The organism is Lentilactobacillus dabitei (genome assembly GCF_019061365.1).
In the GTDB taxonomy this organism is placed as follows: domain Bacteria; phylum Bacillota; class Bacilli; order Lactobacillales; family Lactobacillaceae; genus Lentilactobacillus; species Lentilactobacillus dabitei.
In genome coordinates this window covers 1-1592 of the sequence record NZ_JAHPPD010000164.1, presented here as the reverse complement: position 1 = coordinate 1592, position 1592 = coordinate 1, and the positions used below count along the sequence as shown (strand labels likewise).

Genomic DNA, 1592 nt, shown 5'->3' with positions numbered 1-1592 from the left:
CGTCAATTAACCACCAGTCTGCAAATGGTCGTTTTAGCGTTTTTAGCACTATTACTTAAGAGATTTTAGACAGCTTCTAATACTTGGCATGAGCTGTTCAATTTGTGGAAAAACATACACGTGAATCATTGTAATAAGAATCAGCAAAATTAAGCATAAAAACAGCGGGTAAACCAGGATCGCGTGAATTTTTTTAAATTGCTTGAGCTTCAGCCGATCAAAGGTGGCCAGCTCGGCCAATACTTCACGTAATTGCCCATGTCTTTCAGCTATCAGCAATTGGTGATATGACTGGGCGTCAACCATCGACTTAATGCTTTCTGAAAATGAATAACCATCTGTCAATTTTTGTTGAATTTCGATAACCCCGCTCGTCAATTGCTTATCAGTGTCAGCGATGAATCCCAACGCTTCTGTAAGTGAAAAGCCAATGTTTAACAAGTTGGCCAATGAATCAAAGAAATTCGCCTGAATGGTTGTATTCCATCGATTACCCCTGCCAATATTTTTGAACAGTTTGTTCGGATACCAACCCCGACTTTTCTGCTTGTTTGAGCTCATTCTGCCAGTCACTCCAATCATAGTTTGTCATTGACGTTAATTTGTCGAAATTATGGGCCACTAACAGCGCGCGTTGGTCCCCACCAATTGTCGGCAATAGTCGCTGATAGGCAACTGCAGTCAATGCTTGAGAAATGAACTCATCGTCAATTCCGAGCTGGCTCAACCGTTTGATCACCCCACCTGGATCTTGAGCATGAACGGTTGTATATACCAAATGACCGCTTAGAGCAGCTTTAATCGCGGCTGCCGCTGTCTGCTGATCCCGAATTTCACCGATAATAAAAATATCTGGTCGATGCCGAAGACCGACCTTAATTAGATCGGCATAGTCCATCCCCGCGTCATGATTGACTTGCAACTGGAGAAAATGGGATTCCTTAATTTCAATTGGATCTTCAATCGTCATGACAAATTCATCTGACACCAAGTCTTTCACAAGATTATAGATGGTCGTTGTCTTGCCAGACCCGGTTGGCCCTGAAAACACCACTAATCCCCGACGCTGACTTAACTCAGCAATTGTCTGAATCTGATGATCATTGACGAAAGTCCCTTTCACATCCGTTAGGGAATAGATAATTCGAATCACCATTGACTCATCATCGTTGAAGTTGCCGACCGACGACAACCGTAGGGCGTATTTTGCATCGCCACTATGCCATTCCATTGCACCCAATTGTGGCCGCCGCTGCTCGCTCAAAGCCATGTCTGCTAAATACTTGCAATAATTCATCATTCTCCGAGCCTTTAAGTACCTAACTTGATCCCACAAAGTCACCTCCTGTTGACTTCTAATTTTGACCTGATATTCACCATTCATTGGCAGAAAATAGATATCACTTGCCTGTCTGGATACCGCATCAGATAAAAGTGCATCAATTTGTTGGCTAATTTCCATTTATTTCACCCCTTATTAGTTAAATACGGAGACTAAATGAAATTTATTTAGGCTTGAATTGTCAAATTAAGTGCAACACTACATTAAAGAATATTTCATAAGGCGTTTTCCATCCGAGACATTTACGGGG

General features: G+C 42.1%; 2 protein-coding genes. Both read right to left on the bottom strand.

Translation table 11 applies throughout. The features are described 5' to 3' along the window. Window positions 1–51 precede the first annotated feature (51 nt). Window positions 52–561 (bottom strand): type II secretion system F family protein, encoded by a 510-nt coding sequence (locus KTE19_RS13570; protein WP_217342509.1) that lies wholly within the window; start codon window positions 559–561, stop codon window positions 52–54. Continuing rightward, entirely contained in the window at window positions 491–1462 is a 972-nt protein-coding gene (gene comGA / locus KTE19_RS13565; RefSeq protein ID WP_217342508.1) for a competence type IV pilus ATPase ComGA, read from the bottom strand. Before comGA ends, KTE19_RS13570 begins: the two co-directional genes overlap by 71 nt. Window positions 1463–1592: the final 130 nt, after the last annotated feature.

What these genes read in the sequence shown, in the direction of transcription:
- KTE19_RS13570 (WP_217342509.1), bottom strand. Translation starts at nt 561, where the DNA reads ATGAGCTCAAACAAGCAGAAAAGTCGGGGTTGGTATCCGAACAAACTG.
- comGA (WP_217342508.1), bottom strand. Translation starts at nt 1,462, where the DNA reads ATGGAAATTAGCCAACAAATTGATGCACTTTTATCTGATGCGGTATCC.